The organism is Vibrio sp. H11, assembly GCF_004804295.1.
GTDB lineage: Bacteria > Pseudomonadota > Gammaproteobacteria > Enterobacterales > Vibrionaceae > Vibrio > Vibrio ostreae.
In genome coordinates this window covers 208,543-232,536 of record NZ_SSHN01000004.1, presented here as the reverse complement: position 1 = coordinate 232,536, position 23,994 = coordinate 208,543, and the positions used below count along the sequence as shown (strand labels likewise).

Below are 23,994 nucleotides of genomic sequence, written 5' to 3'. Positions count from 1 at the left end.
AAACTCGTTTATCAGGATGACTGAGCAATCTTGTGTTCCAGATCAGCCTTGACGAATTCGAGGGCTTTGAGCGCAACTTCAGGGTCAACCTCATTGCTTTCCAGCAGGTAAATCAAATCAACGGCCAGTTTAATTTCATCCGGTGCATCACTGAGGGGAACATTAGGCTCGTTCATTACTGGTTCTTCTCTCTGTAAGTAATCTGTTTTTCAATTTTAGCTTTGGCATCCTGACAGCGTTTTAGTCTCTGCTCAACAGTCAGCAATGCTGTCTGGGCCACTTGTTTTTGGAAGGCCGGGGCGCTATCGAGGGCGTATTGTTTGTCTCTGACCATCTCCATCAGACGGCGTTCCCATTCCTGGTGCTGGGCAAGCTCCTGATACAGGTCGCTGATGGGTTTGCGATAATAACTGCTGTGTTTCGGTTCGCTTTTGCGGATTGCCTGGGTGGATAACTCGCGCTGAATAGCACTAATCTGGGCCAGAAGACGTTCGGTCAGATACTCAGCGCGCGGCTGAGTCAGTTTACCCGCCTCCTGTTCACGCAAAATAGTGGTCAGGGTACTTTGCGCTTCCTGAACACATGGCGTCAGCAGTTTGCCGTGGCAGTGAAATAGCACCTCATCAAACAGCGGTTGGTGATGCTCACCACGGCGGCGATCTAATTGCGCAGCGTTCTGTTTAAGCTGCTCTAACAGGTTATTTAAACGGGAAAAATCACTCATAATTTAGCTTATTGTCCGTTCAGGTACGTTTTGCGTTCAAGGTGCGTTATGCGTTAAAAGTACGTAATGCGTTCACATCTGGCGTCCGACAAGGGTAACCCACCATTGTACTGTGTCTGTATGAATCCGAACCGATCAATATTCTATTTTACGTTTAAACGGCGGCAAAGAGTCGAGCAGAGACTTACCGTATCGCTTGGAAACGATGCGGCGGTCGAGTAGCACCACTCTACCGCAATCGCGCTCCTTACGCAGCAAACGCCCCACTGACTGAATCAGCTTTTTACTCGCTTCTGGTACGGTAATCTGTAAAAAAGGGTTACCGCCGCGGTTCTGGATGTATTCTGCGTGCGCTTGTTCTACCGGCGAGGTTGGTACCGCAAACGGAATCTTGGTGATAATCAGGTTTTCCAGTAATTCCCCCGGGAGATCAAGGCCTTCTGAGAAACTTCCGGTGCCAAAAAGCACGCTGGTTTTACCTTTTTCGATCAGGTTTTTATGTTTATTGAGAATTTCTTTCCTCGATTTTTCACCCTGAACTTGCAGCGCCCAGCCTTTTTTGATGAATAACTTGGAAACAATCTCCGCGACTTCTTTCATCTGCCAGTAAGAGGCGAAAAGCACCAGATTGGCTTTGCCATCTTGGATGTAAGTGTCGATTTTATCGGCCAGATAACGGGTGTACTCCGGAGCCTGCGGTTCATATTTCATCACTGGTATCAGCAGCTCTGCCTGATTCTGATAATCAAACGGCGAGGCTAAAGCGAGAAATTGCACGCCATCTTCTGCTCTATCACTGATGCCGGCCTGACGGCAGAAAAAACTGAATGAATTGAGTGCGCGCATGGTGGCCGATACCAGGACTGCGCCAACACAGCGGCTCCAGATCTGTTGATCCAGTTGCCAGCCAATCTCTAACGGGGATACGTTGACCACATAGTCCCCCTCGCGTTCCGGGCTTAATTCAAGCCAACGGGCGAGGGGAGCGCCTTTTTCACGTTTTGGTTCCGCCATTAAATGCCATACCTGAGCCAGGTTTTCCAGGCGCTGAATATAAAACCCAAGTTCGGCCAGGGCAGGTTCTGCCAGGCGTGAAGCCAGTTCACCTTCTTTGACCCGTTCGGCAATCAAATCGGCAATTTTAGCCACCGCCTGATTGGCTTTCTGGCTCTGACGCTTGAGCTCTTTTGATTCCTCTTCCAGCCAGGCTGGTAAATCGCCGTGCTCAAACCGATAGCGTTTCTCTTCAAAGGCCATCGGGTCAAATTGTTTGGGCATCTGGGTCAGGGTCGGAATCAGGTGCTGTAAGGCGACCTGGGTTTCATTACGAAAGCGGGCCACGCGTTTCTCGTCTGCCAGACCGGCAAATTTGGTCAGCGTTTGATTGAGTTTTTCCAGCCAGGAAGCGGCACCTTTCATGGTTGCGGCTGCAGAAGCGTGCTCGCGCGCTACGTGAGGAAGGTGGTGGGCTTCGTCAAACACGTAAATCGTGTTTTCCGGCTCAGGCAAGATCACTCCGCCGCCGAGATCGGCATCAGCCATTACCAGGCTATGGTTGGCAATAATGACATCGGTTTTATCCAGTTCTGAGCGCGCTTTCTGGAACGGACACTGACGGTGGGCACTAAAGCTGCCGTTGCAGCTGTGCTTGTCACTGACAATAGTGCTCCAAATCGCGTCAGACAGGGTATCTGGCCATGAATCCCGGTCACCGTCCCATTTACCTTGTGAAAGCTGGCTGTAGAGCTCCTGCAGCGTTTCGATGTCGTTTTGCGATGGCTTGGATTCAAACATCGCCATCTGACCGCCATCGGCTCCGCTCGCCACGGCCAGTTTTTCCGCGCAGCAGTAACGTTGACGACCTTTGGCCAGAATAAAAGAGAAATTTTGGTCTGTGATGCGGCGAAACAGAGGCAAATCTTTGTTTATCAGCTGTTCTTGCAGTGCCACTGTCGCGGTGGAAATCACCACTTTGCGGTTGTTGTTCACCGCGACAGGAATCACGCCCATCAGATACGAGAGCGATTTGCCAATCCCGGTCCCGGCTTCAGCAACCAGCATTCGGGTCGATTTGTGATAATTGCCACATAATGTTTTGGCAATTTCCGCCACCAGAAAATTTTGAGCGCGTCGCGGGACGAAATTGTCCAGCTGACTTTGGAGGTTTTGGTAGCTGGTTTTGATCGATTTTTGAATTTTTGTTGTGAGCATAACGGGACCTGCATATCGGGAGCGGGATGTTAGCACACTTTGCTAAGCGATAAGTAGTTCACGAAATTGAATGCTTTTACATTAAATCTAGATCCCGTTCACAAAAAAAAACTGAACCTTCATACACTTAAATTTAATTTGAAATATGAAAAATATAAAACCCCAAAAAAGGACAGTTGCATGTATATTATTCTGTGTAAGTCTCTATAAACCGCACTTCTTGGTTTTAAATTCTGCAATGTTAAAGTATTTAACATTTAGGCTTTCTTAGTTTTTTGCTTATAAATTGGCCTTTTTTAGATGTGCTTTATCTTTAAATTATTGATTTATATTTATTTTTTTGCTTTTTATAAAATTTTTATAAGCCATTTGACAGCCAGCATTATCTTTTGCAATCTAAACCTCGAAATTAGTGGCGATGGTAAGTGAACGCAGAGTCATGCAACCATCATCAATAAAAACAATAGGGAATCGAAACGGACTTCCCATCTAAGAAAAGGCAGTGGATTAATATGAAAAAGACGCTACTAGCGCTTGCTGTTATGGCAGCAGCCGGTTCAGCGAATGCAGCTGAAGTATACAAAACTGACGACGCAACTGTAGATTTCTACGGTCAACTACGTCAATACGTTGAGTTCTCAGACGTAGATGGCGAAGATGACGCGAAAATCGACAAGAGTTCTTCTCGTTGGGGTCTAAACGTAAGCTACCAAGCAAACGACGACCTGGCTGTTCTGGGTAAAGCTGAAGTATACGTAGACGACGCAGAGCTTCGTCAACACTACATCGGTTTTGCATCTGATGCATACGGCACGATCACTTTCGGTCAACACCTACCATTCTACGATGACATCTACGGTGCGATCTACCCGTACCAATACGATATGTCACCATACGCGAACGACTTCTCAGGTGATGACACTTTCTGGCAATCAAGCGCAATGGCTTACCAACTGTCTACTGATCAGTTCTGGGTAAAAGCTATGTACAACCTGCCAGAAAACAATACGAACGCAGAAATGGGTGAAGCGTACGTAGGTACTGCATTCGGCGACCTGTCTGTACACGTTGGTGGTGCATTCATGGACAACCAAGTAGGTACTCTGGATCGTGAATCTACCTACGCAGAAGCGACTGCTGAATACGCAATCGGTAAAGGCGTTATCGGTCTGACTTACGCGTACAACAAACTGGATGACAACAACGATTCAGCGAACGACTCTGAGTCAAACAGCTTCCACCTGGGTGCTAAGTTCGAAGTTGCTGAGAAAACTTCTGTATACGGTCAGTACCAGTACTGGGACTTCGACGAGAACGTTGATGAAACTCAGAACGTTGTACTGGGTGTAGAATACATCTTCGCTTCTTGGGCTCGTACTTACGCTGAGTACAACTTCCACTCAGAAGAAGGTTCAGACGATTCTAACAAGCTAGCACTAGGTGCTCGCGTATACTGGTAATTCAACCGGTTACTGTTAATATAAAGCCCAGCAAAGCTGGGCTTTTTAGTAGGAGACAAAAAAGTGGCTATTTCTTCTTTGAAAAATATAGGTAGTGCATTCGTAGTAAGTTTGATGTTGTCAGCCACCGCTCAAGCAGCGGTGAAAGTCAATGTTCCGGAAGAAATAGACTTACAAGTGGTGAACCTGGAAAAACCAAAATTAAGCGGCAGTGCATTTGATTCGGTGCGCAGTATTGAACTACCGGATGGTTTAAACCAAGTCGCATTCCGTTATTCACATAATTTTGTTCAGCGTGATAAAGCAGAACGTGTATACAGTAAATTAATTATTATGAAATTCGAAGCCACGGATCAAGAGCTGACTTTCCGTGTGCCTGAATACCGTGATGCTAAAGAAGCTGAGCGTGACATCAATGATTATAACTGGGGTCTGGTTGATGCTCAGACCAACAAAGATATCAAACTGGTCACCGATGAAGTTGAAGTGTCCGGTTTTGTATTTGGCCAAAACTTCAGTGATGAAGTCGAGAGCTACAACAAAAAAGGTGGTAAAGCGGCCGTAGGCCTGACTTACGTCACCATCGCGAATCCAGCGGCCAACATGGCGACCGCTCCGCAAGCGGCTTCTGCGCGTCCTACAGCGGCAGTAAGCACCCAGATCGTAGATACGCAGCCTGCACCACAAGGTAGTGTGCTGGGCGGCCTGCAGCGACTTTACCTGCAGGCATCTAAAGAAGAGCGTAAAGCATTCCGTAAGTGGATGATCGATCAGGAATAATACTGATAAGATTGATAGACAAAGGGCCGGATTATCCGGCCCTTTGTTGTTCTGGTGCAGTCTTTATTATCGTCTGAGGTTAGCCGCAGCACTTTTTGAATTTTTTACCGCTGCCACACGGGCAAGGATCATTACGGCCTGCTTTTACGTTTGGCTTTTGTTGCGGAAATTCGCCGTCGATATAAAACCACAGGCCGTTTTCACGGATAAAGCGCGAACGCTCCTCCAGGCAATAGCTTTGGCTGTCATCGCTAAAATAGGCTTTGAAGTGAACAAATCCCTCGTCCGCATGGCTACCCGGACTGGCGCCGATCACTTCCAGCTTCTGCCAGTCACTATCAATCGACTGGGCGATTGCCTCACGTTCGGACTCGGCTTCACAACTTGGGTGGTAAGTGGCGACAACAAAATCGACCAGGCCGAGGACATGGGCGCTGTAACGGGAGCGCATTAACTGCTCCGGTGTGTTTGCCTGACGGTGATCCTGATGGATCGGCTGGCAACAATCAGCGTAACTGCTGTGACTGCCGCAGTAACATTGAGTCATGTTCTACTCTCTGACGTAACAAAATAATGACGCACAGTGTATGAGCTACCTGTGCGCATGTCGAGAATTGGTGTTTGGTCATCAGTCGTAGGGGTTATTCTGGACTGATATTGAGCAAGTCCGCAGTCCATTTTACGGCATCGTCGTAACAGGCACTCAGTTCTGCATCGGCGATGCCGAGTTGGCTGGCAAGTTCCGACACCTTCTGCCATTGTGCCTGTTCATACGCTTTGGTTAGTGCCAGTATCGTTCCTAACACGCCTTTCTCTTCCAATAGCGCCTCTTTGACTTGAGCTTCGAGCGGGATCTCGCTGACGATTGACTCGAGGGTTTGATCCAGCAGGCTGTCGAGTAGGGAGAACATTCCGGTCAGAAAAGCGTTACCGGTTTCGCCATTCTTGTTAAGCGTGGCGTAGAGCTGCTCGCAGTAACGAGCGCGCTGAATGGACAAGCCATACAGGTAATCCGGTTTGTCTGATTGAGTGGATGCGATAGCCACCAGTGAGACAAACTTGCGTAGTCGCTCTTCACCCAGATAAACCAGTGCCTGTTTAAAAGACTGAATTTTAGAGCTGACCACGGATGAGGAGTTCACCAGAGCAAGCAGTTTGTAAGACAGGGTGACGTCTTGAACGATCAACGACTCAAGCTTCTTGTAGTCAATTTCCTCGCTGGCGACTTCTTTACACAACTGAACCATGGTCCAGAAAGCCGGTTCTAATGCTTTGCGCTGTACCACCTCGGGCTTACTGAAAAAGTAGCCTTGGAAATAGCTGAATCCTGCCGCTTTTGCTTGCTCAAATTCCTGATAAGTTTCAACTTTTTCCGCCAGAAATACAATCTTGGACTCACGCAGTTTATAGATAAACTGTCTGGCCTTTTCGATCGGAACAATCCGGATATCGAACTTGATGATAGAAACGTAGGGCAGAAAGGGCTTCCACTCAACACTTGGGACAAAATCATCCAAGGCGATTTTGTAGCCCATGCGTGCCATCTTGCGCACCGCTTCTAAAAGCTCAGGAGTCGGAGGGCAATCTTCCAGCACTTCGACCACCAGGCTATTGGTTGGGAACAGCGTCGGCACTAAGTTGATCAGGCTTTGATAAGGAAAATTAACAAAGCCGAGATGCTTACCCAGGGTACTGTAATGGGTGGAAAGAAAGTGATCTGACAGCAGTCGGCTGGTGGCTAAATCCGGATCGATCTCCGGAAACGTATTCTTAGGCCCATCACGAAACAGCAGTTCGTAACCAATGGTTTTTCGGTTGCTATCAAGAATAGGCTGACGTGCGATATATGAATTGGCCAAGGCAGCATTTACCCCAAAAATTGACGTTGTCGAAACTAGGTTGAACTTAATCCAGGCAGAATATAATAACGTGTTACTACTGCAATAAAATCGTGCCAGCGGCGACAAACTTCAGAAACGATTGAGGCCAGAAACGATGTTGAGGCGCTGGCGATTAGGGCGACGATTGCTGAGTGAATAACCGATTTTCCAGTGAATAACCACTGTCAGAATAGACCAATACTGAGCCCTGTGTGTACCAGTCGCCTAAAACGATCCTGGTTTTTTGCGGGTCATCACTTAACTGATGAATGGCCGGACGGTGAGTATGACCATGAATCATCAGGTTTACCTGATGGCGCTCCATCACGCGGATAACCTCGTCTGGGGTCACATCCATAATCTCCATCGCTTTCTGACTTTTATCACTGCGGATGTCTGTCTGAATTTTCGCCACAATACGCTTTTTAACCCAATAAGGTAAGCGGTTAAACAGCCACTGTAGCCAGGGCTGATGGACTTTTTCCCGAAATGCCAAATAGCGCACATCGTGAGTACATAACGTGTCGCCATGCAGAATAACGGCTTTGGTACCATAAAGATCGATGGTGGCTTCTTCGTCAAGTAAGGTGACGCCTGTTTGTCTGGCGAAGCGACGGCCGACCAAAAAATCACGATTACCGTGGATAAAATAACAGGGTACGCCATGTTGAGTCAGACGTTTGAATTCCTGCCTGATTTGGTTGGCAAAGTCGGTCGGGTCATCATCACCAATCCAAAAATCAAACAGGTCTCCCAGCACGTAAAGCGCATCGGCATTGACGGCTTCGTTACGCATAAACTGAATGAAACAACCGGTAATGTCCGGGCGATGGGGGGTCAGGTGGAGATCTGAAATAAATAAAGTATGCATAGAGTTTGATTCGGAGCGCCGCGGGCGGCGCTCCTGTGTCGATTATTCTTCGATGGTGGTGCCAGTAATGACCACTTCATCCAGTGGTACGTCCTGGTGCATGCCGTAAGAACCGGTGCTTACACCTTTGATTTGGTTAACCACGTCCATGCCTTCAACCACTTCACCAAATACACAGTAACCCCAACCATCCAGGCTTTCTGAGCGGAAATCCAGGAAAGTGTTGTTGTTTACGTTGATGAAGAACTGAGAACTTGCAGAGTGCGGTTCCATGGTACGCGCCATTGCCAGCGTACCAACTTTGTTGCTCAGGCCGTTATTCGCTTCGTTGCGAATCGGTGCACGAGTTGGCTTTTCACGCAGACCAGACGTCATGCCGCCGCCCTGAACCATAAAGCCATCGATAACACGGTGGAACAGAGTGTTGTCGTAGAAACCGTCACGGCAGTATTGCAGAAAGTTTGCGCTGGTTTCCGGCGCTTTTTCCTCGTTCAGTTGAATTTTAATGTCACCAAAGTTTGTGTGAAGGGTGATCATGTGCATTACCTTTGCTTGTTTTGTGTGAATAGGCGATTTTAGCCTAACTTTTTGTCCATTCAAAACATCAAATGGATGACCAGACGATAACAGAGTTGTTATACTGTGGCACTATTTTGGTTTTAACGGTAATTAGATAGCGATCATGTTGAAGATTTATAACACACTCACGAGACAGAAAGAGGAATTCAAACCCATCACTGCCGGTAAAGTTGGCATGTACGTGTGTGGAGTCACAATATACGATCTCTGTCATATCGGGCACGGCCGTACCTTCGTCTCATTCGACGTGGTGTCCCGTTACCTGCGTTACCTGGGTTACGACCTGACCTTCGTGCGTAACATTACCGACATCGACGACAAAATCATCAAGCGTGCGGCGGAAAATCAGGAATCCTGTGATTCGCTCACAGAGCGCCTGATCGAGGAAATGTACGCAGACTTTGATGCACTGAACATCAAACGCCCGGATGTTGAGCCGCGCGCAACGGCTTACATCGAAGAGATCATTGCTCTGGTTGAACGTTTGATTGAACGTGGTTTCGCTTATGTTGCCGACAACGGCGACGTGATGTTTGAAGTCAATAAGTTTGATCAGTACGGCAAGCTATCAAAGCAGGATCTGGATCAGCTGCAAGCTGGTGCCCGTGTGGACATCGAAACCGCGAAGCGCAGCCCGCTGGATTTCGTACTGTGGAAAATGTCCAAACCGGGTGAGCCAACCTGGGAATCGCCTTGGGGCCCGGGTCGTCCGGGATGGCATATCGAATGTTCAGCGATGAACTCGTCGATTCTGGGTAATCACTTTGATATCCACGGCGGCGGTTCTGATCTGCAGTTCCCGCACCATGAGAACGAAATCGCCCAGTCTTGCTGCGCGCACGGCACTCAGTATGTTAATACCTGGATGCACAGCGGCATGGTAATGGTGGACCGTGAGAAGATGTCTAAATCACTGGGCAACTTCTTCACCATCCGTGATGTTCTGAAACATTACGATGCTGAAACGGTACGTTACTTCCTGATGTCCGGTCACTACCGCAGCCAGCTCAACTACAGTGAAGAGAACCTGAATCAGTCTCGTGCTTCACTGGAACGCCTGTACACCGCGCTGCGTGGTCTGGACATGACGGTTGCGGCGGCCGGTGGTGAGGAATACCTCAGCCGCTTTACCAGCGCTATGAACGATGATTTCAATACTCCGGAAGCGTACTCAGTGCTGTTTGATATGGCGCGTGAAGTTAACCGCCTTAAAACCGAAGATATGGATAAAGCCAGCGCTCTGGGTGCACTGATGCGTGAACTGGCTGATGTTATCGGCATTCTGTATCAGGATCCTGAAGCCTTCCTGCAGGGTGATGCAGGCAGTGATGATGAAGTGGCTGAAATTGAAGCTCTGATCAAGTTGCGTAACGATTCGCGCGCTGCCAAAGATTGGGCGAACGCGGATATGGCACGAGATAAACTCAACGAGCTGGGCATCGTCCTTGAAGATGGTCCGGACGGTACGACCTGGCGTCGTAAGTAACAGCTGTATAAAGTGGGCGTTATCGCCCACTTTTGCTTTTAGTTCCGGGCGAATAGTTCCAGGTGAATAGTTCCAGGTGAATAGTGCCGGGTGAATTACAGTCAGCCGATTGGTTATCATTAGAACGCTTCCGCTATCACTAAAACGATACAGTGATTATCATAACGATTCAGTCATCAATCATCGTATTTACCGGGCTCTCTGGTTGCAGCCGGTAAAGTCTTCAAGCTTGTGCGGGGCAGTGCAATGCAATGGCGCTTATCCGTACAACTCTCAACCAACAACATTGTGACAACGATTGCGAGCACGCACAAACGTCACCAGTCATGACACCAAGCAGTAAGGAAATCCTATGGCAGGTCACAGTAAGTGGGCAAACATCCGACATCGCAAAGCGGCGCAAGACGCCAAACGCGGTAAAATTTTCACTAAGCTGATCCGCGAAATTGTGGTATCAGCCAAAGAGGGCGGTGCAGAGGTCGAAAATAACCCGCGCTTGCGTGCAGCGATAGACAAAGCGCTCTCCAACAACATGACCCGTGACACTATCAACCGAGCGGTCGCGCGTGGCGCTGGCGGTGAAGGTGATGAAGGTATGGAAACCGTCATTTATGAAGGTTATGGTCCGGGCGGCACGGCGGTAATGGTCGAGTGTCTGACCGACAACCGCAACCGCACCGTGTCCGGTGTTCGTCATGCCTTCTCCAAAGCGGGCGGTAACCTGGGTACCGACGGTAGTGTTAATTACCTGTTCGACAAAAAAGGCGTCATCTCTTATCTGCCTGGACTGGAAGAAGATGAGGTGATGGAAGTGGCACTGGAGAGCGGTGCAGAAGACATCGACACCGCAGCAGACGGTGCGATTGATGTGTACACCACACCGGACGAGTTTGGCGCGGTGAAAGACGCACTGGATGAGGCCGGTTTTGCCGCCGACAACGCTGAAGTGACCCTGGTTCCTGCAACCAAATCTGAACTCGATGAGGACACAGCCCCTAAATTGCTGCGCCTTATTGATGCGCTGGAAGATCTCGATGACGTGCAGGAAGTCTATCATAACGGTGATATCTCTGATGAGATTGCCGCAACGCTCTCGCTTTAGGACAGGAAGACAATATGTCGATTATTCTGGGCATTGACCCGGGTTCACGCATCACGGGTTACGGTGTGATTCGTCAGCAAGGACGGCATCTGCACTATCTCGGCAGTGGTTGTATTCGAATGTCGGAAAAAGAGCTGCCGCTGCGCCTCAAGCAGATTTATGCTGGCGTAAGCGAGATCATCACTCAGTTTCAGCCGGATGTATTTGCCATTGAACAGGTGTTTATGGCCAAGAACGCCGATTCAGCGCTCAAACTCGGCCAGGCGCGCGGCAGTGCGATTGTGGCTGCCGTGAATGCCGAATTGCCGGTGTTTGAATACGCAGCCCGTCTGATTAAACAGGCGGTGGTGGGAACTGGTGGCGCCGACAAAGCGCAGGTCCAGCACATGGTGCAGCAGATGCTCAAGTTGCCGGCTAAGCCGCAGGCCGATGCCGCGGATGCGCTTGGGGTGGCAATTTGTCATGCCAACACCAATAAAACCCTGGTGGCACTGGCCGGACATGCGACCAGTGCCCGACGCGGCCGATACCGTTAACTCTCGTTTCCAGCCTTGATAAAGCCGGCGTCCCCAGCGCCGGTTACCTATCTTTCACTGGCTATCCATCCAGTTATTGATTATCATCGTTGCCATTCGTACTGATAAAAAACCAAGGATTTTCCCTGTGATTGGACGTCTTCGTGGCACCCTGATAGAAAAACAACCTCCTCAAGTATTGATTGATGTCGGTGGCATCGGTTATGAAGTTCAAATGCCAATGAGCTGCTTTTACGAGCTCGACAATGTTGGAACCGAGGTCGTGATTTATACCCATTTTGTCGTTCGGGAAGATGCACAACTTCTGTATGGATTCAATACTGTCAATGAACGAGCACTGTTTCGTGAAGTGATAAAAGCGAATGGCGTCGGCCCGAAAATGGGGCTGGCGATCCTGTCTGGCATGACAGCCAGTCAGTTTGTCGCCTGTGTTGAACGGGAAGATATTTCAACCTTGGTCAAACTGCCTGGCGTAGGTAAAAAGACCGCCGAACGTTTGGTGGTCGAAATGAAAGATCGCCTTAAAGGATGGGGCGCGGGTGACCTGTTTACTCCGGCAACCGATGCCGCACCGTTAGATTCTGTGTCTGGTATTGCAGACCAGAGCGCCGAGGAAGAAGCGGTGAGCGCGCTGTTGGCGTTGGGTTACAAACCGGCACAAGCCTCGAAGGCGGTCTCTCAGGTAGCGAAACCAGAGATGAGCAGTGAACAGCTGATCAGAGAAGCACTAAAATCTATGGTGTAGCCAGAAGACTGAGTGAAACAGAAAGCGGCTGGAAGGGCCGCTTTCTGTTTCGACGTCTGTTAACTTTTACTGAGATGATGGTCAAAGTCATCATCTGTGTGCCGACAGGAACTCTGTAATGATTGAAGCCGATCGCCTAATTGCTCCGAGCAACCCTTCATTTAAAGATGAAGAAGTTATCGACCGCGCGATTCGCCCTAAGAAACTGGCTGACTACCGAGGTCAGGATCACGTGCGTGATCAGATGGATATTTTTATCCAGGCTGCGCAGCGTCGTAGTGAAGCGCTCGACCATTTGCTGATATTTGGTCCTCCCGGACTGGGGAAGACCACGCTGGCCAACATTGTCGCCAACGAGATGGAAGTCAATATTCGCACCACATCCGGCCCGGTGCTGGAAAAGGCCGGTGATCTGGCAGCGCTGCTCACCAACCTGGAAGAGAACGATGTGCTGTTCATCGACGAGATTCATCGTCTTAGCCCGATGGTGGAAGAAGTGTTGTATCCGGCGATGGAAGACTATCAACTGGATATTATGATCGGTGAGGGACCCGCGGCACGTTCGATTAAAATTGATTTGCCGCCGTTTACCTTGATCGGCGCCACCACGCGAGCCGGTTCGCTGACCTCACCGCTGCGTGACCGCTTTGGTATTGTCCAGCGCCTTGAGTACTACAAGATCGAAGATTTGCAGCACATTGTGCAGCGCAGTGCCGATTGCCTGGGTTTATCCATGGACGCCGAAGGCGCGCTTGAGGTAGCACGCCGTGCGCGTGGTACGCCGCGAATTGCTAACCGTTTGCTGCGCCGGGTGCGAGATTACGCGGAAGTGAAAAGTGATGGTCACATTAGTGCCGACATCGCCGATAAAGCGTTGAATATGCTGGATGTAGACCATCAGGGCTTTGACTATATGGACCGTAAACTGCTTTTGGCGATCATGGAAAAGTTCAGCGGTGGACCGGTCGGGCTGGATAACCTGGCAGCGGCCATCGGTGAAGAAAAAGATACCATTGAAGATGTGTTGGAGCCGTTTTTGATCCAGCAGGGTTATCTGCAGCGTACGCCGCGCGGACGGATTGCGACAGACCGTGCTTACCTGCATTTCGGCTTGGAAAAATAAGGTTACAATTAAGTTTACTAAAGACTAAGAACGTCAATGTGTGGATCTAGATCACATTTTGGTATTTTCCCTTAATGAGTAGGGGTTAGTTATTTGGGGGTAGTTGTTAACCCTTTGTTTTCAGATTCGTGGAACCAAGGGCGTATTTTACCTATTCCTAACAAGATATTTTGCCTTTCATTGATCTGCATCATTTTGTGTGATTTCTGTACAGTTTTGGAAGGCAAAAATTGATTAGTATCAAGGCGCTTTCTTCCTATAAACCTTTTGAAACAAGAGGTTTTTGGCAGTAATATCACCGCAGCTATATTAGCTGATGCTTAAACAATTAACTAACCACAATGGTACATAATTGCAACAACTTACGTGGCATAACTAACAAATGTGATTTGTTATTAACCAGGTAAGTTATGGTTGCTTTATGTCGAAAGTGTCACTCAGCCGACACAAAGGAGTTACCATGATTGACGTAGTTGATCTGTCGCGATTGCAGTTCGCAATGACCGCGATGTATCACTTCTTGTTCGTTCCACTGACTCTAGGCATGGCATTCCTGCTTGCCATCATGGAGTCTTTGTATGTAATGACTGATAAGCAAATCTACAAGGACATGACCAAGTTCTGGGGTAAGCTGTTCGGTATTAACTTTGCTCTGGGTGTGGCCACCGGTCTGACCATGGAGTTCCAGTTTGGTACTAACTGGTCATACTATTCTCACTATGTAGGCGACATCTTCGGTGCTCCTTTGGCGATCGAAGCCCTGGTTGCGTTCTTCCTGGAATCGACATTTGTTGGTTTATTCTTCTTTGGTTGGGATCGCCTGTCAAAACGCCAGCACTTAGCAGTAACCTGGCTGGTGGCTCTCGGCTCTAACTTCTCTGCGCTGTGGATCCTTATCGCCAACGGCTGGATGCAAAACCCGGTGGGTGCGAACTTCAACTTTGAAACCATGCGTATGGAAATGGTCAGCTTTGCGGAAGTGGTGTTTAACCCGGTTGCCCAGGTTAAATTCGTTCACACCGTTGCAGCTGGCTACACAACAGGTGCTATGTTCATTTTAGGCATCAGCGCATACTACCTGTTGAAAGGCCGTGACATTGCCTTCGCCCGTCGTTCATTTGCTATTGCCGCGTCATTCGGTATGGCTTCAGTGCTGTCGGTTATCGTACTGGGTGATGAATCCGGATACGAAGTCGGTGAAGTTCAGAAAGTGAAACTGGCTGCGATTGAAGCCGAATGGCACACCGAGCCAGCTCCGGCGGCATTTACCCTGTTTGGTTTGCCGAATCAGGAAGATATGCACACTGATTATGCAATCAAAATTCCTTACCTGATGGGGATTATTGCCACACGCTCTATTGATACACCGGTGACGGGACTGCGTGACCTGCGTGAAGAGCACGTCGATCGTATTCGTAACGGTATGTACGCTTACGAACTGCTTGAGCAACTGCGCGCTGGTAATAAAACACCAGAAAACGTCGCGGCATTCGATGAAGTGAAAGAAGATCTGGGCTACGGTCTGCTGCTGAAACGTTACACCGACAAGGTGACCGATGCTTCAGAAGAGCAAATCCAGGCTGCTGCTGACGACTCTATTCCTACAGTATGGCCGCTATTCTGGTCATTCCGTATCATGGTTGCCTGTGGATTTATTATGCTGTTGGTGTTTGGCGCTGCGTTCGTACAGACCTGTCGTCAGAAGATCACACAGAAGAGCTGGGTCCTCAAAGCGGCGCTATTCAGTATTCCACTACCATGGATCGCAATCGAGACGGGTTGGTTTGTGGCTGAGTTTGGTCGCCAGCCTTGGGCGGTGGGTGAAATTTTGCCGGTTCATGTTGCTGCTTCTGCATTAAGTGCAGCAGAGCTGTGGACATCACTGATTGCGATTGTGGCACTGTACACTGTGTTCCTGATTGCAGAAGTGTACCTGATGGTGAAATTTGCGCGTAAAGGTCCAAGCAGCCTGAAAACAGGTCGCTACCACTTCGAGCAGGCTGGTAACAGTGTCGAAGACAAAGTTAGCCGTCAAGTCGAAGCGTAAGGCAGGGAGATAAGATTATGTTTGATTACGAAATCCTACGATTTATCTGGTGGGTGCTGATTGGTGTGTTACTGGTTGGCTTCGCCATTACCGATGGTTTTGACATGGGTGTCGGCGCACTGCTCCCTGTGATCGGTAAAAACGACAATGAACGCCGTGTGATGATCAACTCAATCGCACCGCACTGGGACGGCAACCAGGTATGGCTTATCACCGCCGGTGGTGCGCTGTTTGCTGCATGGCCGCTGGTATATGCGACGTCATTCTCAGGTTTTTACCTGGCGATGATCGTGACTCTGGCTGCGCTTTGGCTGCGCCCGATTGGTCTGGACTACCGTTCTAAACTGGAAGACGCGAAATGGCGTCAGGTGTGGGATATCTGTATCTCGATCAGTGGCTTTGTACCGCCAATCATTTTTGGTGTGGCCTTTGGTAACTTGCTGCAAGGCGTACCGTTCCAGCTCAATGAGTTCTCTATGCCGTCGTACCATGGTTCATTCTTTGGCTTGCTGAATCCGTTTGCACTGTTGTGTGGTCTGGTCAGCCTGGCGATGATCCTGATGCAGGGCGCGACCTGGCTGCAGATGAAAACCACTGACGCCGTGCATGTCCGTGCCCGCAACGTGGCACAGGCGATGGGCCTGCTGACGGTGATTCTGTTTGTTGCGGCCGGTTTCTGGGTGCAGGGCATTGAAGGCTATGTGATCACCAGCGTGATCGATACGGCTGGCCCGTCGAATCCACTCAGCAAAGAAGTGGTGCGGGAAGCTGGTGCCTGGATGCATAACTTTGAGCAGTACCCACTGCTGTGGGCGGCTCCGGTGCTGGGCGTAGTGATGCCGCTGCTGGCGGTGATTGCTTCCCGAGTTGAGAAAGGCGGCCTTGCATTCCTGGCGTCCAGCCTGGGTAACGCTGGCGTGATCTTCACGGCCGGCCTGGCGATGTTCCCGTTTGTGATGCCTTCCAGCCTGGAGCCAAGCCATAGCCTGACCATGTGGGATGCGACTTCAAGTGAGATGACGCTGAACCTGATGACTGGTGTTGCGTTTGTCATGGTACCTATCATTTTGGGTTACACCACTTGGTGTTACTACAAGATGTTCGGTCGCCTGGATGACAAATTCATCGAAGAAAACAAAAACTCACTGTACTAAGGAGCCTGATTTATGTGGTATTTTGCGTGGATTCTGGGTGTATTGCTTGCCTGCGCGTTCGGCATCATCAACGCTCTTTGGTTAGAGCATTCAGAGATGATGGACAAAGACAGTGAGTAACTGGTCGACACAACTGGCCAATCTGCACGCCCCGGTGGACAAGACGTTAATTAAGGTTTTGTCCCTGGTACTGGGTTTCTATCACGTTGCTATGGTGATGTGGGATCCGGCGGCGTACAGCAGCAGTATTGGTGGTTTTAACGCTTTTGTCGCCCCGTTGCTGATATGGGCCGTGTGCTCCAGCATGGTGTTCGGTGTTGGCTTTAAACCGCGCAGCTGGATTTGGCAGTTAGTGTTCAGCCCTTACATTTCACTGCCGATTTTGCTGTATCTGCTGGGTTTACGTCTCAGCTGATACAGGCATATTGTTGATGATTTATCTGAATAAGCGCTTTCTCTCTGAGTCAGCGCTTATTTTTTTAGCAATTGTCCGTGAAATTTTAGTCCTGAGCCGCTAAATCTGGTTCAGGCCCTTGTACTAACCGCGATCAGATGCGTTATAGTAACCTATTGATCAAACATCGAGTGACTCGGTATACGCCCATTATGCAAGTATTTCACTGGCCCATTACCATTTATTATGAAGATACCGACGCCGGCGGCGTGGTGTACCATTCCAATTACCTCAAATTTTTTGAACGTGCCCGAACCGAAATGCTGCGCGCCATCGGCGTGTCACAGCAGGTTTTGCTGGAACAAAGGGTAGGTTTTGTTGTCCGACATGCTGAGATCGACTTTAAGCAAGGCGCACGTCTTGACGATCAACTGACCGTCGTAACCTCAATTGCTGACTTAAAAAAGGCCTCTCTGACCTTCTGTCAAGAGCTGGTCAATCCTGAAGGGCAACTATTGTGTAAAGCAATAGTTAAGGTAGCATGTATCGACAATGAGAAGATGAAACCCAAGGCGATGCCTCAATCAATTATTTTGGAGTTAACCCATAGTGACTGCTGATATTTCAATCCTCGACCTATTTTTGCAGGCCAGTTTCCTGGTGAAAGTGGTGATGCTTATCCTTTTGGGAATGTCGATTGTGTCATGGGCCATGATCATCAAACGCAGTAAGGTGCTTGCACAGGCTACCCGCAGCGCGGAAGCATTTGAAGATAAATTCTGGTCTGGCAGTGATTTGTCGGTACTGTACCAGGATGTCAAAAAGCGTCGTGATGAACTGTTCGGAACCGAAGAGATTTTCTATTCAGGTTTCACCGAATTTGCCCGCCTGCGTAAAACCAACGCAGCTCACCCTGATTATGTTATGGAAGGCACCGGCCGCGCGATGCGTGTTGCCGTTGCGCGTGAAGTGGACGAACTGGAAACCAGCTTGCCGTTTCTGGCGACGGTTGGCTCGATCAGCCCGTATATCGGCCTGTTCGGTACTGTATGGGGCATCATGCATGCGTTTATCGCACTGGGCGAAGTGAAGCAGGCGACGCTGGCGATGGTCGCACCGGGTATTGCTGAGGCGTTGATCGCGACGGCAATGGGACTGTTTGCTGCGATTCCCGCGGTGATGGCCTACAACCGCCTGAGTAACAAAGTCGGCAAACTGGAACACGGTTACGCCACGTTCTCGGAAGAGTTTCACAGCATCTTGCACCGTCAGGCGATGGCAGGTAAGGAATAAGCGATGGCAGGTTATCAACCGAAAAAACGGAAGATGACGGCTGAGATTAACGTCGTGCCCTATATCGATGTGATGTTGGTACTGTTAATCATTTTTATGGTCACATCGCCTTTTATTACCCAGGGTGTCGACGTTGAACTGCCAAAAACTTCCACCGCCAAGCCGGCCTCGGAACTCGCTGGTGACAGCGATGCCAGCTTTATCATTGTTGAAATTGATAAAGACGGCAATCTTGGCCTGAGCGTGAACGATGAAGATGTGCAACGTGGTTTGTCGCTGCAAGATGTCATTGTGCGCATCAAGGCGGAACGCTCCATCAATCCGAATTCACCGGTTGCGGTCGGTGGTGATCGGGCGACGCCGTACGCGGATGTGGTCCTGGTGCTGGATGAATTGAGTCAGGCAGGTATCCCGAAAGTGGGCTTGCTGACGGATATCAAGGAATAGGCCACAGACTGCCCATGAAAGAGAACAAATCGAAAAACAACGATTTCAAGAAACCGCTGGTTGTTTCGGTTGCATTACATGCGGCATTAGTCGCGGCGCTGCTGTGGGGCACTGATTTTAATATGTCCAAACCTGAGCCGAGTGGCAACATGGTTGAAGCTGTGGTGATTGACCCAAATCTGGTCAAACAGCAGGCGCAGCAGATCCGCAACCAGCGTGAAGCGGCAGCAAAACAGGAGCAGGAGCGCCTGGACAAATTGCGCCGTGAAAGCGAACAACTGGAAAAAAGCCGCAAAGCGGAAGAAGAACGAATTCGCCAGTTGAAAGAGCAGCAAGCCAACGAAGCGAAAGCGGCCCGTGAGGCTGAAAAAGAGCGCCAGCAGAAAGAACAGGAACGCAAAGCAGCGGCCGAAAAAGCCCGAGCTGAGCAGGAACGTGCTGCAAAAGCAGAAGCTGATCGCAAAGCCAAAGAACAAGCTGCGGCCAAAGCCGAAGCAGAGCGTGCCGCTAAAGCGAAAGCCGCTGCTGAAGCAAAAGCCGCCGCTGAAGCGAAAGCAGAACAAGAGCGCATCGCGCGTGAGAAAGCCGCAAAAGAAGCGGAAGAAAAAGCGCGTCGTGAGCGTGAAGCTGCTGCCGCCAAAGCTGAGCAGGAACGATTAGCGAAAGAGAAAGCCGCGAAAGAAGCGGCTGAAAAGGCTCGTCTGGAGAAAGAGCGGGCGGCGCGTGCCGAACGTGAGCGTAAAGAGCAGGAAGCGGCTTTGAATGATATTTTCTCCGGCCTGGAATCTGAAGCACAAAGTAACTCTGCAGCTCGCTCACAATACGTGACCAGTGAAGCACAGCGTTGGGGAGCCATCTACACTCAACTTATCCAGCAGAACTTGTTGTTGGAAGATAGCTTTAAGGGCAAGCAGTGTAAGGTGAATCTGCGTCTGATTCCGACCGGGACCGGCGCGATTGTGGGTGAACTCAAAATTCTGGATGGCGATAGCCGGTTGTGCTCTGCAACCAAGCGTGCTGTCGCTCAGGTAGGGACTTTCCCGCTACCGAAGAAAGATGAAGCTGACATCATCGAAAAGCTGAAAAACATTAACTTAACTGTAGTACCAGAGTAAAAGGAAAAGCTTGTGTTTAAGCGACTAATATTAGGATGCCTGCTCGTGGTCACGAGCAGCGTACAATTTGCCAATGCGGCACTGGAGCTGGTGATCACCGATGGTATCAACTCAGCACGTCCAATCGCGATTGTCCCGTTCAAATGGGAAGGCGCCAATCGATTACCTCAGGATGTCTCGGGTGTGATTGCCTCTGACTTACAGCGCAGTGGTAAGTTCAGTCCGATTCCGACCAACAAAATGCCGCAAACCCCATACACCGAGAGCGATGTAAAATTTGATGCCTGGAGTGGTCTGGGTGTGGACGCACTGCTGACCGGCAGCATCAGCCAAAATGCGGAAGGTAACTATGTGATTCGCTACCAGCTGGTCGATGTGGTGCGTGGCCAGCTGACCCAAGGTCAGAGCCGCGCTTTAAGCGCAGACGGTAACCTGGTGGAGTCTAAAGATCATGTTCTGCTGAACAAGGTCGCGACGGTTCCGGCGCAGCGCATGCGTGAATACGCACACCGCATCTCTGATCTGGTCTACGAAGAGCTAACCGGAGAGCGTGGAGCGTTTCTGACCCGTATTGCTTACGTGGTTGTCAACGATAAGGATGACTACCCGTACCAGCTGCGTGTGGCAGACTACGACGGCTACAACGAACGCCTGGTACTGCGTTCTAAACAGCCGCTGATGTCACCTTCCTGGTCACCGGACGGCAAGACTCTGGCGTACGTGAGTTTCCAGAACGGCCAGGCCGAAATCTTCATGATGAACATCTATACCGGTAAGCGTGAGAAACTGACTTCATACCCACGTCACAATGGTGCACCAAAATTCTCACCGGATGGTAAAACCATGGCATTGGTGTTGTCGAAAACCGGAACCCTGCAAGTGTATACTCTGGATCTGGCGACCCGTAAGCTGACTCAGGTCACGCATGGTCGTTCGAACAATACCGAACCATTTTGGAATCCGAATGGTCAGTCATTGATATTTACTTCGGATCGGGGTGGTAAACCACAGATTTATCAAGTAAATTTGGCTGATGGTTCGACAAAACGTCTGACTTGGCAAGGTAGTCAAAACTTGGGTGGTCAAATTACACCGGATGGTCGATTCCTGGTTATGGTGAATCGCAGCAATTCCGGTTTCAATTTGGCAAAACAAGATCTTGAGACCGGTTCGGTACAAATTCTGACCAAGACGCTGTTGGATGAATCGCCAAGCATTGCACCGAATGGTGGCATGGTCGTTTACAGTTCTATCTATAACAAAACAAACGTATTGTCGATGGTTTCAATAGATGGACGATTTAAAGCTAGATTACCGGCAACAAACGGGCGCGTAAGAGCTCCTGCTTGGTCTCCGTTTTTATAGCAACTAACTATTACATAGTAAGGAAAATAAGATGCAACTTAACAAAGTTCTTAAAGGGCTACTGATTGCGCTACCTGTTCTAGCAGTGACTGCATGTAGTTCAAGCGACGAAGCAACAGGCGCCGCTGGTTCTGAAACCAACCAAACTACATCAGGTTCAGCAAACAACATGGACACCACGGTTGTTTCGCCAATGGATGAGAATGCACAACTTTCTGAGCAAGAGCTGAAAGAACAGGCTCTGCGTGAAACTCAAACTATTTACTTCGCATTCGACAACGCAACTATCGCGAGCGATTACGAAGACATGCTGGCTGCACACGCAGCATACCTGAGCAAAAACCCAGGCATGAAGGTGACTATCGAAGGTCACGCTGATGAACGTGGTACGCCAGAGTACAACATCGCACTGGGCGAGCGTCGTGCACAAGCCGTATCTAAATACCTGCAGGCGCTGGGTGTTCAGGCTGAGCAAATCTCTATCGTAAGCTACGGTGAAGAGAAGCCACTACTTCTTGGCCAGAGCGAAGAAGTATACTCTAAGAACCGCCGTGCAGTTCTAGTGTACTAATAATCGAGGATGAACCTCATGTTCAGTAACTTAAAGCGCGTATTCACGCTTACGTTACTGGCAAGTGCAGCGAGCGCTTCGTTCGCTGCACCAGCTCCAGTATCGGACCTTAGTAACAGTAGCCAACTTTCCTCCACTCGTTCGGCTTCGTCCGAAAGCGATGTGCAACGGTTAGAGCGTCTGCTGGATAACCGCAATCGTGTTCAGTTGCAAATGCAAAAGCAATTGGACGATATGTCCCTGGAAATGAACAATTTACGCGGTCAAATCGAACGTAATAACTACGATATGCAGCAGATGCAACAGCGCCAGCGTGAACTGTTTGTTGAGCTCGACAAAGTTCGTAGTGAAATCAAATCCCGACCAGCGCCTGCTGCCGCCGCTAACAGCGCGCAACAGGAACTTGTGGATGGTACGTTCAGCAGCGATGCGGATGAACAGGCCGCTTATCAGAACGCCGTCGATTTGATTTTGAAAAAGCGTGATTATGCTGGCGCAATTGCCGCGTTTAAAAAATTTCAGAGCGACTACCCTGACTCCTCATTTGCGCCTAATACGCACTATTGGCTGGGACAACTTTACTTTGCCAAGAAGCAAGACACCGACGCCGCGAAGAGCTTTGGCGCTGTGCTAGCCTACAAAGACTCAAACAAACGTGCGGATGCGATGGTGAAGCTAGGCGATATCGCCAAACGTAATAATAATGCAGAGCAGGCAAACAAATATTACCAGCAAGTTGTGGATGAATATCCCGACAGCGCTTCGGCCAGCCTGGCCAAAGAAAATCTTAAGTGATGCTGATTTGTTGATTCTGCGAAGGCCGCGTATGCGGCCTTTTTGTTATCTGAATATTGTGAATTATTGATTGCCTGAATTGCCAACCCAGGCCGGAATCACTTTTGCCTATCGCTGAGGTTACAGTGTACAATGCGCGGATTAAAGGAAGTTGCGTAGAGCAGAGCAATGAGTCATATACTGGATAAAATTGATACGGTTTACCCGTTCCCACCAAAACCGATCCCGTTAACAGATCAAGAAAAACAGACCTATATCGCGAGCATCAAACAGCTGCTGCAAGAAAAAGACGCTGTGCTGATTGCCCACTATTACACGGACCCTGAAATTCAGGCTCTGGCGGAAGAGACTGGCGGCTTCGTCGGTGATTCTCTGGAAATGGCTAAGTTCGGTAACCGCCACCCGGCCAGCACACTGATTATTGCCGGTGTGCGTTTTATGGGTGAGTCGGCAAAAATCCTGACTCCGGAAAAACGGATCCTGATGCCGACGCTTGATGCCGAGTGTTCACTGGATCTGGGTTGCCCGGCGGACAAGTTTACCGAGTTCTGTGATGCGCACCCTGACCATACCGTTGTGGTTTATGCCAACACCTCAGCCGCAGTGAAAGCGCGTGCGGACTGGGTTGTTACCTCGAGCATCGCCCTGGAAATCGTTGAGCATCTTGATGGCGAAGATAAAAAAATTATCTGGGGCCCGGATCGTCACCTGGGTTCTTACATCGCTGATAAAACCGGTGCTGACATGCTGTTGTGGCAGGGTGAGTGCGTGGTGCACGATGAGTTCTCCGCTGACGCGCTGAAAAAAATGAAAGCGCTCTATCCGGATGCGGCAATTCTGGTTCACCCTGAATCACCATCCAGTGTGGTCGAACTGGCGGACGCGGTTGGTTCAACCAGCCAGTTGATCAAGGCGGCTAAATCACTGCCACAGCAAAAAATGATCGTTGCTACCGATAAAGGCATCTTCTTCAAGATGCAGCAAATGGTGCCGGAAAAAGAGCTGATTGAAGCCCCAACCGCCGGTGCCGGCGCGACGTGCCGCAGCTGTGCGCATTGCCCCTGGATGGCGATGAACGGCCTGAAAGCGATTGAGAAAGCACTGCGTGATGGCGGCGAAGAGCACGAAATCTTTGTTGATGAAGCGCTGCGAGTGAAATCGCTGATCCCGCTGAACCGCATGCTCGATTTTGCTGAGCAGCTCAACATGCAAGTCAAAGGCAACGCCTGACTTGATTTGTTATCGCCGTGACACAATCTGGCGCGGCATCTGACTGCCAGACAGCAAACATTATCTAGACAGCAAACATTATAAAG

26 protein-coding genes are annotated in these 23,994 nt (G+C 49.6%); 19 read left to right on the top strand and 7 right to left on the bottom strand.

Features of this window, described 5'->3' with window-relative positions; translation table 11 throughout:
• Positions 1-11: 11 nt before the first annotated feature.
• The 3 genes from rsmS to dinG form a co-directional block, all read right to left on the bottom strand.
• The gene (gene rsmS, locus E6C74_RS08120) at positions 12-176 is read right to left on the bottom strand and encodes a pleiotropic regulatory protein RsmS (protein WP_136484200.1); all 165 of its coding nucleotides are present in this window, start codon (positions 174-176) and stop codon (positions 12-14) included.
• On the bottom strand, positions 176-724 hold the full coding sequence (locus E6C74_RS08115) for a primosomal replication protein (RefSeq protein ID WP_136484199.1): 549 nt from the start codon (positions 722-724) through the stop codon (positions 176-178). The genes rsmS and E6C74_RS08115 overlap by 1 nt, the downstream gene beginning before the upstream one ends.
• A gap of 135 nt (positions 725-859) precedes the next feature.
• Complete coding sequence (gene dinG / locus E6C74_RS08110; RefSeq protein ID WP_136484198.1) at positions 860-2,935, bottom strand: ATP-dependent DNA helicase DinG; 2,076 nt, start codon at positions 2,933-2,935, stop codon at positions 860-862.
• Positions 2,936-3,447: 512 nt separating this feature from the next.
• Here dinG and E6C74_RS08105 point away from each other — a divergent pair.
• Positions 3,448-4,395: a porin gene (locus E6C74_RS08105; protein WP_136484197.1), complete on the top strand. Its 948-nt coding sequence runs from the start codon at positions 3,448-3,450 to the stop codon at positions 4,393-4,395.
• 63 nt (positions 4,396-4,458) lie between these two features.
• Positions 4,459-5,175, top strand: a complete 717-nt coding sequence (locus tag E6C74_RS08100) for a DUF2057 family protein (protein WP_168796986.1) — start codon at positions 4,459-4,461, stop codon at positions 5,173-5,175.
• 79 nt (positions 5,176-5,254) lie between these two features.
• On the opposite strand, the gene E6C74_RS08095 is transcribed toward E6C74_RS08100, so the two are convergent.
• From E6C74_RS08095 to E6C74_RS08080, 4 genes are all read right to left on the bottom strand, one after another.
• Positions 5,255-5,722 (bottom strand): YchJ family protein, encoded by a 468-nt coding sequence (locus E6C74_RS08095; RefSeq protein WP_136484195.1) that lies wholly within the window; start codon positions 5,720-5,722, stop codon positions 5,255-5,257.
• Between the two features lie 94 nt (positions 5,723-5,816).
• Positions 5,817-7,034, bottom strand: a complete 1,218-nt coding sequence (locus E6C74_RS08090; RefSeq protein WP_136484194.1) for an EAL and HDOD domain-containing protein — start codon at positions 7,032-7,034, stop codon at positions 5,817-5,819.
• Between the two features lie 154 nt (positions 7,035-7,188).
• Positions 7,189-7,926, bottom strand: coding sequence for a UDP-2,3-diacylglucosamine diphosphatase (gene lpxH / locus E6C74_RS08085; protein WP_136484193.1), 738 nt, complete (start codon positions 7,924-7,926; stop codon positions 7,189-7,191).
• Between the two features lie 42 nt (positions 7,927-7,968).
• Positions 7,969-8,463 (bottom strand): peptidylprolyl isomerase, encoded by a 495-nt coding sequence (locus tag E6C74_RS08080; RefSeq protein WP_136484192.1) that lies wholly within the window; start codon positions 8,461-8,463, stop codon positions 7,969-7,971.
• A gap of 145 nt (positions 8,464-8,608) precedes the next feature.
• Between E6C74_RS08080 and cysS the strand changes: the two genes are divergently transcribed.
• The 17 genes from cysS to nadA all read left to right on the top strand — a co-directional run bounded on the left by cysS (position 8,609) and on the right by nadA (position 23,908).
• Entirely contained in the window at positions 8,609-9,991 is a 1,383-nt protein-coding gene (gene cysS / locus E6C74_RS08075) for a cysteine--tRNA ligase (RefSeq protein WP_136484191.1), read from the top strand.
• A gap of 352 nt (positions 9,992-10,343) precedes the next feature.
• Positions 10,344-11,093 carry a YebC/PmpR family DNA-binding transcriptional regulator gene (locus tag E6C74_RS08070; RefSeq protein ID WP_136484190.1) on the top strand — a complete coding sequence of 250 codons (750 nt, stop codon included), beginning with the start codon at positions 10,344-10,346 and terminating at the stop codon, positions 11,091-11,093.
• A 14-nt stretch (positions 11,094-11,107) separates the two neighbouring features.
• Complete coding sequence (ruvC, locus tag E6C74_RS08065; RefSeq protein WP_136484189.1) at positions 11,108-11,629, top strand: crossover junction endodeoxyribonuclease RuvC; 522 nt, start codon at positions 11,108-11,110, stop codon at positions 11,627-11,629.
• A gap of 127 nt (positions 11,630-11,756) precedes the next feature.
• On the top strand, positions 11,757-12,374 hold the full coding sequence (gene ruvA / locus E6C74_RS08060; protein ID WP_136484188.1) for a Holliday junction branch migration protein RuvA: 618 nt from the start codon (positions 11,757-11,759) through the stop codon (positions 12,372-12,374).
• 118 nt (positions 12,375-12,492) lie between these two features.
• Entirely contained in the window at positions 12,493-13,497 is a 1,005-nt protein-coding gene (ruvB, locus tag E6C74_RS08055; protein ID WP_136484187.1) for a Holliday junction branch migration DNA helicase RuvB, read from the top strand.
• 460 nt (positions 13,498-13,957) lie between these two features.
• A complete protein-coding gene (gene cydA / locus E6C74_RS08050) occupies positions 13,958-15,544 on the top strand; it encodes a cytochrome ubiquinol oxidase subunit I (RefSeq protein ID WP_168796985.1) in 1,587 nt (528 codons plus the stop codon).
• A gap of 17 nt (positions 15,545-15,561) precedes the next feature.
• Positions 15,562-16,698: a cytochrome d ubiquinol oxidase subunit II gene (cydB, locus tag E6C74_RS08045; RefSeq protein ID WP_136484185.1), complete on the top strand. Its 1,137-nt coding sequence runs from the start codon at positions 15,562-15,564 to the stop codon at positions 16,696-16,698.
• Positions 16,699-16,710: 12 nt separating this feature from the next.
• Entirely contained in the window at positions 16,711-16,818 is a 108-nt protein-coding gene (gene cydX / locus E6C74_RS08040) for a cytochrome bd-I oxidase subunit CydX (protein ID WP_000270284.1), read from the top strand.
• A complete protein-coding gene (gene ybgE / locus E6C74_RS08035) occupies positions 16,811-17,113 on the top strand; it encodes a cyd operon protein YbgE (RefSeq protein WP_136484184.1) in 303 nt (100 codons plus the stop codon). Before cydX ends, ybgE begins: the two co-directional genes overlap by 8 nt.
• 191 nt (positions 17,114-17,304) lie before the next feature.
• Positions 17,305-17,712 (top strand): tol-pal system-associated acyl-CoA thioesterase, encoded by a 408-nt coding sequence (gene ybgC / locus E6C74_RS08030; RefSeq protein ID WP_136484183.1) that lies wholly within the window; start codon positions 17,305-17,307, stop codon positions 17,710-17,712.
• On the top strand, positions 17,702-18,385 hold the full coding sequence (gene tolQ, locus E6C74_RS08025) for a protein TolQ (RefSeq protein WP_136484182.1): 684 nt from the start codon (positions 17,702-17,704) through the stop codon (positions 18,383-18,385). The genes ybgC and tolQ overlap by 11 nt, the downstream gene beginning before the upstream one ends.
• Positions 18,386-18,388: 3 nt before the next feature.
• On the top strand, positions 18,389-18,832 hold the full coding sequence (gene tolR / locus E6C74_RS08020; protein WP_136484181.1) for a protein TolR: 444 nt from the start codon (positions 18,389-18,391) through the stop codon (positions 18,830-18,832).
• A 14-nt stretch (positions 18,833-18,846) separates the two neighbouring features.
• The gene (gene tolA / locus E6C74_RS08015; protein ID WP_136484180.1) at positions 18,847-19,947 is read left to right on the top strand and encodes a cell envelope integrity protein TolA; all 1,101 of its coding nucleotides are present in this window, start codon (positions 18,847-18,849) and stop codon (positions 19,945-19,947) included.
• Between the two features lie 12 nt (positions 19,948-19,959).
• Positions 19,960-21,312 carry a Tol-Pal system beta propeller repeat protein TolB gene (gene tolB / locus E6C74_RS08010; protein WP_136484179.1) on the top strand — a complete coding sequence of 451 codons (1,353 nt, stop codon included), beginning with the start codon at positions 19,960-19,962 and terminating at the stop codon, positions 21,310-21,312.
• Between the two features lie 31 nt (positions 21,313-21,343).
• On the top strand, positions 21,344-21,883 hold the full coding sequence (gene pal, locus E6C74_RS08005; protein WP_136484178.1) for a peptidoglycan-associated lipoprotein Pal: 540 nt from the start codon (positions 21,344-21,346) through the stop codon (positions 21,881-21,883).
• Positions 21,884-21,901: 18 nt separating this feature from the next.
• Complete coding sequence (gene ybgF, locus E6C74_RS08000) at positions 21,902-22,678, top strand: tol-pal system protein YbgF (RefSeq protein WP_136484397.1); 777 nt, start codon at positions 21,902-21,904, stop codon at positions 22,676-22,678.
• A 168-nt stretch (positions 22,679-22,846) separates the two neighbouring features.
• Positions 22,847-23,908: a quinolinate synthase NadA gene (nadA, locus tag E6C74_RS07995; RefSeq protein ID WP_136484177.1), complete on the top strand. Its 1,062-nt coding sequence runs from the start codon at positions 22,847-22,849 to the stop codon at positions 23,906-23,908.
• The last annotated feature ends 86 nt before the right edge of the window (positions 23,909-23,994 follow it).

Excerpts from the sequence above, each read along its gene's own strand:
- E6C74_RS08115 (WP_136484199.1), bottom strand. The coding sequence starts at position 724 with ATGAGTGATTTTTCCCGTTTAAATAACCTGTTAGAGCAGCTTAAACAG.
- E6C74_RS08070 (WP_136484190.1), top strand. The coding sequence starts at position 10,344 with ATGGCAGGTCACAGTAAGTGGGCAAACATCCGACATCGCAAAGCGGCG.
- E6C74_RS08095 (WP_136484195.1), bottom strand. The coding sequence starts at position 5,722 with ATGACTCAATGTTACTGCGGCAGTCACAGCAGTTACGCTGATTGTTGC.
- tolR (WP_136484181.1), top strand. The coding sequence starts at position 18,389 with ATGGCAGGTTATCAACCGAAAAAACGGAAGATGACGGCTGAGATTAAC.
- rsmS (WP_136484200.1), bottom strand. The coding sequence starts at position 176 with ATGAACGAGCCTAATGTTCCCCTCAGTGATGCACCGGATGAAATTAAA.
- cydB (WP_136484185.1), top strand. The coding sequence starts at position 15,562 with ATGTTTGATTACGAAATCCTACGATTTATCTGGTGGGTGCTGATTGGT.
- tolA (WP_136484180.1), top strand. The coding sequence starts at position 18,847 with ATGAAAGAGAACAAATCGAAAAACAACGATTTCAAGAAACCGCTGGTT.
- cydA (WP_168796985.1), top strand. The coding sequence starts at position 13,958 with ATGATTGACGTAGTTGATCTGTCGCGATTGCAGTTCGCAATGACCGCG.
- ruvB (WP_136484187.1), top strand. The coding sequence starts at position 12,493 with ATGATTGAAGCCGATCGCCTAATTGCTCCGAGCAACCCTTCATTTAAA.
- nadA (WP_136484177.1), top strand. The coding sequence starts at position 22,847 with ATGAGTCATATACTGGATAAAATTGATACGGTTTACCCGTTCCCACCA.
- ybgF (WP_136484397.1), top strand. The coding sequence starts at position 21,902 with ATGTTCAGTAACTTAAAGCGCGTATTCACGCTTACGTTACTGGCAAGT.
- lpxH (WP_136484193.1), bottom strand. The coding sequence starts at position 7,926 with ATGCATACTTTATTTATTTCAGATCTCCACCTGACCCCCCATCGCCCG.
- ruvC (WP_136484189.1), top strand. The coding sequence starts at position 11,108 with ATGTCGATTATTCTGGGCATTGACCCGGGTTCACGCATCACGGGTTAC.
- cysS (WP_136484191.1), top strand. The coding sequence starts at position 8,609 with ATGTTGAAGATTTATAACACACTCACGAGACAGAAAGAGGAATTCAAA.
- E6C74_RS08105 (WP_136484197.1), top strand. The coding sequence starts at position 3,448 with ATGAAAAAGACGCTACTAGCGCTTGCTGTTATGGCAGCAGCCGGTTCA.
- dinG (WP_136484198.1), bottom strand. The coding sequence starts at position 2,935 with ATGCTCACAACAAAAATTCAAAAATCGATCAAAACCAGCTACCAAAAC.
- cydX (WP_000270284.1), top strand. The coding sequence starts at position 16,711 with ATGTGGTATTTTGCGTGGATTCTGGGTGTATTGCTTGCCTGCGCGTTC.
- ybgC (WP_136484183.1), top strand. The coding sequence starts at position 17,305 with ATGCAAGTATTTCACTGGCCCATTACCATTTATTATGAAGATACCGAC.
- pal (WP_136484178.1), top strand. The coding sequence starts at position 21,344 with ATGCAACTTAACAAAGTTCTTAAAGGGCTACTGATTGCGCTACCTGTT.
- E6C74_RS08080 (WP_136484192.1), bottom strand. The coding sequence starts at position 8,463 with ATGATCACCCTTCACACAAACTTTGGTGACATTAAAATTCAACTGAAC.